At 71.3% G+C, this 1,438-nt stretch carries 1 protein-coding gene and 1 pseudogene; both read right to left on the reverse strand.

The genetic code is table 11. The annotated features are described in order from the left end of the window. A partial coding sequence (gene prfB / locus ABZ646_RS46560) for a peptide chain release factor 2 (protein WP_360533834.1) occupies positions 1–913 on the reverse strand: 913 nt, incomplete at its 3' end. A gap of 430 nt (positions 914–1,343) precedes the next feature. Next, a pseudogene (locus ABZ646_RS46565) lies at positions 1,344–1,436 on the reverse strand (F0F1 ATP synthase subunit A); the annotation flags it as partial. Positions 1,437–1,438 lie beyond the last annotated feature (2 nt).

Below are 1,438 nucleotides of genomic sequence, written 5' to 3' on the forward strand. Positions count from 1 at the left end.
GCGGCCAGGTCCAGCTGCTGACGTCCCCGGACGGCGGTGCGCTGCTCCGTGTCATCGCGGTCGCCTTGTTCTGGATCTGCGACCGCTCGTTCTGGCAGGAGACGACGATGCCGGTGGGGATGTGGGTCAGGCGCACCGCGGAGTCGGTGGTGTTGACGCCCTGGCCGCCGGGGCCCGAGGAGCGGTACACGTCCACCCGCAGCTCGGACTCGTCGATCTCGATGTGGTCGGTCTGCTCGACCACCGGGAGGATCTCGACGCCGGCGAAGGAGGTCTGGCGGCGCCCCTGGTTGTCGTACGGCGAGATGCGCACGAGGCGGTGCGTGCCCTGCTCCACGGAGAGGGTGCCATAGGCGTACGGCACCTGGACGGCGAAGGTGGTCGACTTGATGCCGGCCTCTTCGGCGTACGACGTCTCGTAGACCTCGGTCTTGTATCCGTGCTGCTCGGCCCAGCGCAGGTACATGCGCTGGAGCTTCTCGGCGAAGTCGGCGGCGTCGACGCCGCCGGCCTCCGCGCGGATGTTCACGAGCGCTTCGCGGGAGTCGTACTCACCGCTGAGCAGCGTCCGGACCTCCATCTCGTCCAGCGCCTTCTTGACGGCGGCGAGCTCGGACTCGGCCTCGGCGCGGGTGTCCGGGTCGTCCTCCTCCTCGGCCATCTCGAAGAGGACGGCGAGATCGTCGATCCGCCCGCGCAGCGCCTCCGCCTTCCTGACCTCGGCCTGGAGGTGGGAGAGCTTGCTGGTGATCTTCTGCGCCTCGTCCGGGTTGTCCCACAGGGACGGCGCGGCCGCCTGCTCCTCGAGCACGGCGATGTCTGCCCTCAGCTTGTCGAGGTCCAGAACGGCCTCGATCGACTCCATGGTCGAGGAGAGGGACTTTAGCTCTTCGGATACATCGACGACTGCCACGCCTCCAGCGTAACGGCTCCGCCAACCATGGACGGCCGACGGGTTCGGGCGCCGCCTCCCTTCCGGGGGCTGGGGGGCGGTTCCGGTGGACGGGGGGCCGCTCCAGGGGCCCGGGGGTCCGCTTCGGGGGCCAGGGTCCGCTTCGGAGGCCGGAGAGCCCCACCACAGGAGACGGCGGCCCGCTCCGGAGACCGGGAGGACCACCCCAGGAAGCGGCGGTCCGCTCTGGGAGCCGGGGGCTGCGGGCGGGGTCGGGGTCGGGGAGGGTGCGGGCGGGTCGGTCACGGGGTTGATGTGCTGTGTGTCTGCTGCGGGGGCGAGTCGTCGTCCGAGGACGCCAGCCAGGCGCCCACGCCCACCGCTGCGGCCACCAGTACGCCGGCCACGGCCAGTGTCAGCCTGCGGCGGCGCGCCGCGGCGCGGTGCCGCGCGGAGCCGGGAAGCCACACCCGTCGAACAGGTGGCAGCTCGTGTCGAAAGCGAGCGTCTGCGTCGGGTCAGCACTCACCGCGGGCTCCTTCATCG

The organism is Streptomyces sp. NPDC007162 (assembly GCF_040634175.1).
GTDB lineage: Bacteria > Actinomycetota > Actinomycetes > Streptomycetales > Streptomycetaceae > Streptomyces.